At 43.9% G+C, this 5,156-nt stretch carries 4 protein-coding genes; all 4 read right to left on the bottom strand.

Annotation, left to right across the window (positions count from 1 at the left end):
- Positions 1-88 precede the first annotated feature (88 nt).
- Positions 89-1,429 (bottom strand): phosphopyruvate hydratase, encoded by a 1,341-nt coding sequence (gene eno / locus MSA64_RS00410; RefSeq protein WP_287890083.1) that lies wholly within the window; start codon positions 1,427-1,429, stop codon positions 89-91.
- 517 nt (positions 1,430-1,946) lie between these two features.
- Complete coding sequence (gene gpmI / locus MSA64_RS00405) at positions 1,947-3,488, bottom strand: 2,3-bisphosphoglycerate-independent phosphoglycerate mutase (RefSeq protein ID WP_173886925.1); 1,542 nt, start codon at positions 3,486-3,488, stop codon at positions 1,947-1,949.
- A 311-nt stretch (positions 3,489-3,799) separates the two neighbouring features.
- Positions 3,800-4,651, bottom strand: coding sequence for a bifunctional 5,10-methylenetetrahydrofolate dehydrogenase/5,10-methenyltetrahydrofolate cyclohydrolase (locus MSA64_RS00400; RefSeq protein ID WP_118316021.1), 852 nt, complete (start codon positions 4,649-4,651; stop codon positions 3,800-3,802).
- Between the two features lie 14 nt (positions 4,652-4,665).
- A partial coding sequence (locus tag MSA64_RS00395) for a cyclodeaminase/cyclohydrolase family protein (RefSeq protein ID WP_287890080.1) occupies positions 4,666-5,156 on the bottom strand: 491 nt, incomplete at its 5' end.

Below are 5,156 nucleotides of genomic sequence, written 5' to 3'. Positions count from 1 at the left end.
CCAATTTCATCTTAACATCAAAATCAGCTTTTCACAATCTACTATTTTATCCTCAATGTCATTTAAGTGTGGTTTCGTTATTTTCCATTTATCCGATCTCCTTACCTGTCGGACGAGCAAAAGGATTCTCATACACAGCTGTTTTGCCAAGATAATCCTCAATACGCAACAGCTGATTATATTTTGCATTCCGGTCTGACCTGCACGGCGCACCGGTCTTGATCTGTCCACTGCCACAGGCTACCGCCAGATCTGCGATAAAAGAATCTTCTGTCTCACCGGAACGATGAGAAATAATCGTGCGATATCCGAAACGGTATGCCATCTCTACTGCCTCGAGAGCTTCCGTCAGGGTTCCGATCTGATTTACTTTTACAAGAATCGCATTGGCAGCATCCAGACGTATTCCACAGTTCAGCCGCTTTTTATTCGTCACAAAAAGGTCATCACCCACCAGCTGTACCCTGCTGCCAAGTCTCCGTGTCATCTCCGTCCAGTCTTCCCAGTCCTCTTCTTCCAGACCATCTTCAATCGAAGCAATCGGAAATCTTTCCAGCAGTTTTTCATAATATGCAATCATCTCGGTGGATGTCCGCACAATCTCATATCCCAGCATCCGGCTCTCCCCGGGAAAATAGTACCCTCCCCGCTCTTTATCATACAGTTCACTTGCCGCCGCATCAATAGCAAATACCACATCACTTCCCGGTGTGTATCCTGCATCTTCAATTGCTTCTGTCATAAATTCCAGCACCTGTTCCGTGCTTTCCAGATCCGGGGCAAAACCGCCCTCGTCACCGACCGCGGTAGACAACCCTTTGTGTTTTAAAAGAATCTTCAATCGCAGATAGATTTCCGCTCCCATGCGTACTGCCTCCCGAAAGCTTTTCGCTCCCACCGGCATGATCATGAATTCCTGAAGATCTATCGTATTATCCGCATGGCACCCCCCATTCAGAATATTCATCATCGGAACCGGCATTCGCACTGCATGCACGCCCCCGAGATATTGATACAGTGGCAGACGCAGCGCTTTCGCCGCAGCACGGGCTACCGCAAGAGACACGCCAAGTGTCGCATTTGCTCCCAGACTGCCTTTATTGTCGGTTCCGTCTTCCTGAATCAGCAGCTGGTCTATATAAGACTGATTCAATGCATTTTCCCCTACGATCAGTTCGGCCAGACGAACATTGACGTTTTGTACTGCCTGCTCCACGCCAAGTCCTCCAAAACGTTCTTCTCCGTCCCGTAATTCCACAGCCTCGTATTTTCCGGTAGATGCTCCTGATGGCACCATAGCTCTTCCTGTATATCCATCCACTCCCATGATTCCTTCTCCTACCGTCACTTCCACTTCCACCGTAGGATTGGATCTGGAATCGAGCACTTCTCTTGCGTAGATTCTACGAATCGGTAGATATCGATACATCACATATTCCTCCTGTTTCTGTTATCTGCTGTTCTTTTTCAGTATGTCCGAAGCGAGAGAAAAATATGTGTGTTTCATTTCTTATTTATGTAAAAAATATATTCTATTGTCATTTCATAACACTTATGTGATACTTTTCCGTATTAATTATTGGAAATTTATTTCTGGCAGGGGTGGTTCTGTGAATACCTTACATAAGTTGAAAAGAAATATCGCATTAGTGATTATATTTTTCATGTTTGGAATGTGTTTTGCTCCATATCAGACACATTCTTTTTTGTATACTTCCATTTCAGCCAATTCTGCCACTTTCTATTCCGGATCGGATAAGTAAACGAAAAAAATGCAGGAGATAAAGTACATTGTGTCTTTATTTCCTGCATTTGTATTTATGCGAGCAACGAGCCAAAGTCCGTGCTTGCACGAGACCTTAGCGACTGCCGCGATAACTATAAGAAACTCGAAGAGCGTGTTTCTCATAGTTATTCATGTTTGAAAAATCAAACTTCCTCGAATCTTATTTTTTGATCAGCAGAGATTTTCCTGTCATTTCGGCAGGCTGTTCCATACCCATCAGTTCGATCAGGGTTGGGATGATGTCTGCCAGGCAGCCGTTCTCACGCAGTGTGTAAGAAGGATCTGCATTGACCAGGATGAACGGAACCGGGTTGGTGGTATGAGCAGTAAATGGTTCTCCTGTCTCATAATCTACCAGCTGCTCACAGTTTCCGTGGTCAGCACAGATAAACATCTGTCCGTCAACTTCTTTCAGAGCATCAACTGCACGTCCTACGCACTCGTCGACAACCTCTACCGCCTTGATTGCAGCAGCTTCCACACCGGTATGTCCGACCATATCCGGATTTGCGAAGTTGATGATGATCACATCATATTTGTCGGATTTGATCGCATCTACCAGTTTGTCACATACTTCGTATGCACTCATCTCCGGTTTCAGATCGTAAGTTGCTACCTTTGGAGATTTAACCAGGATTCTGTCTTCCCCTTTGTTTGGCTCTTCCACGCCACCATTGAAGAAAAATGTAACGTGTGCATATTTTTCTGTCTCAGCGATACGTGCCTGTGTCATGTTATGAGCTGCCAGGTATTCGCCAAATGTGTTTTTGATCTCCTGTTTTACAAAGGCTACCAGTTTGTTTCCGATAGTTTCATCGTAATCGGTGAAGCATACAAAAGTTACATCCAGTTTTTTCTCACGTGAGAAACCTTTGAAATCATCATCGCAGAATGCTCTTGTGATCTCACGGGCACGGTCCGGACGGAAGTTGAAGAATACAACGGAATCTTTATCCTGAACGGTTGCAACCGGTTTACCCTCTTTTTCGATAACGGTTGGCAGAACAAACTCATCTGTCTTTTCTGCATCGTAGGAAGCCTGTACAGCTTCTGCAGCATCTGTTCCTTTTACGCCTTCACCCTTTGTCATTGCTTTGAATGCCAGTTCTACACGATCCCAACGGTTATCTCGATCCATTGCATAGTAACGTCCTGAAACGGTTGCGATCTCGCCAACGCCTATTTCTTTCATCTTAGCCTGCAGTTCTTCGATATATCCTTTACCGGATGCCGGCGGAGTGTCACGACCATCCAGGAAGCAGTGTACATATACTTTTTCCAGACCTTCTCTTTTTGCCAGTTCCAGCAGACCAAAAAGATGAGTGATGTGGCTGTGTACACCACCGTCTGATAACAGTCCCATAAAATGCAGCGCAGAGTTGTTCTCTTTTGCATTCTTTACAGCTGCCAGCAGTGCTTCATTTTTAAAGAAATCACCATCCTGGATCTCTTTGGTGATTCTTGTCAGTTCCTGATATACGATACGACCAGCGCCCATGTTCAGATGTCCAACTTCTGAGTTACCCATCTGTCCTTCCGGAAGACCTACTGCCATGCCGCTTGCGTTACCCTTTACAAACGGACACTGCGACATCAGCTGATCCATAACCGGTGTTTTTCCTTCACAAACTGCGTTTGCTTCGCATTTGTCATTTAATCCATAGCCATCTAAAATCATTAAAACGGTAGGTTTTTTACTCATGTTTTCCTCCTCTTGTTGTACAGACTACTTTTGTACGACTGTTTAATCACATTACATGTGATTTTTCCGGTAACGCTCCCTGTACCATTTGCTACAGTTTTCATAATATCTGAAAGCAGATTTCTATCTGATCAGACAATAATTGCACACCTGAAATCACACTACAGATATTTTAACAGAAATATGGATTTTTTCAAGGGTTAACAAAGAGAAAATCCCACAGATAAGAAACTGTTCTCCCGGCTCTTATCTGTGGGATTCCCACTGTTTTAACTAATGAGAATTTCAAATTCAGAAATATAATTCTGCACTTACATATATTTTCTCATAGCTGCTTCTACTACATGTCCTACCAGAACAGATGTAGTTACGCTTCCTACACCGCCCGGTACCGGAGTGATAGCATCTACGATTGGCTCTACTGCTGCATAATCAACATCTCCACAGAGTTTTCCTTCTGCATTTACATTGATACCTACATCGATGATTGTCTGGCCTGGTTTTACATATTCAGCGCCTACAACACCTGCACGGCCAGCCGCAACGATAATGATGTCTGCTTCTCTTGCAACAGATGGCATATCAACAGTTCTTGTATGACATACAGTAACTGTTGCATTTTTCTTGATCAGCATCATGGCTGCCGGTTTTCCTACTACCAGGCTTCGTCCGATGACAACTGCTTTTTTACCTGTACAGTCAATTCCATAGTGATCAAGGATCTCCATACATGCCTGTGGTGTACACGGAGGGAAACCAACCTGTTTTCCTGTAAATACACCGGACATAGATCCGTCTGTCATACAGTCCACATCTTTTGCAGGATCCAGAGCGTTTTCAATTACAGACTGATCCAGATGTTTTGGCAGCGGACGGAATAACAGTACACCGTGAATGTTGTCATCTTTGTTTACTTTATCGATAGTAGCCAGAAGTTCTTCCTGAGATACATCTTCCGGAAGCAGGAATTTTACACACTCTACACCCAGTGTCTCGCAACGTTTGGTTGCTCCTCTTTCGTAAGAAATATCGCTTCCGTTTTCACCTACTCGGATAATACCCAGTGTCGGGTTGATGCCTTTTTCTTTTAAAGCTGCAACGTTTGCTTTGATTTTTTCATTCAGAGCTGCAGTTACTTCTTTTCCTAATAACTGTTTTGCCATTTTTATGTTCCTCCTTATTTCAGTCTGCCTAATACGCTGTTGAATACTTCATCTGCAATTTTTGTATATTTTTCCAGCATTGCGTCACATTTTGCATTCAGTTCCTCTGCGTATTCTCTGTTTTTCATGGATTTGGTATTGATGTATACGTTCAGGCTGGCACCCTGTAAAGCTGCTTTGCAGAATGCTGCGCCTACACCGGCGTCGCTGATTGCCAGTGTGGAGCCTTTTGCTGCAAATTCCACGATGATCTCGATCGCTTCACAGCATTTTTCCATGATTTCCATCGGTACAGAGCAGGCGTCTTTCAGGACGATTTCCATAACTCTGGCTTTTTCCGCTTTTTCCTCTTCGGTTTCTCTCGGCATTCCATATGCTTTGGAGAGTGGTTCAAAAACTTCTGCATCACGTTCTATCAGATGCAGCAGATCTTTCTGAAGTTCATCTGCTTTTTTCTTCAATTCCCACATCTCATCTTCTACATCGGCATATTTTTTCTTACCTA

This window comes from Oliverpabstia sp., from assembly GCF_022785585.1.
Taxonomy (GTDB): Bacteria; Bacillota; Clostridia; order Lachnospirales; family Lachnospiraceae; genus Oliverpabstia; species Oliverpabstia intestinalis.
This window is presented reverse-complemented; position numbering and strand designations above follow the sequence as displayed.

What these genes read in the sequence shown, in the direction of transcription:
- gpmI (WP_173886925.1), bottom strand. Translation starts at nt 3,488, where the DNA reads ATGAGTAAAAAACCTACCGTTTTAATGATTTTAGATGGCTATGGATTA.
- MSA64_RS00400 (WP_118316021.1), bottom strand. Translation starts at nt 4,651, where the DNA reads ATGGCAAAACAGTTATTAGGAAAAGAAGTAACTGCAGCTCTGAATGAA.
- eno (WP_287890083.1), bottom strand. Translation starts at nt 1,429, where the DNA reads ATGTATCGATATCTACCGATTCGTAGAATCTACGCAAGAGAAGTGCTC.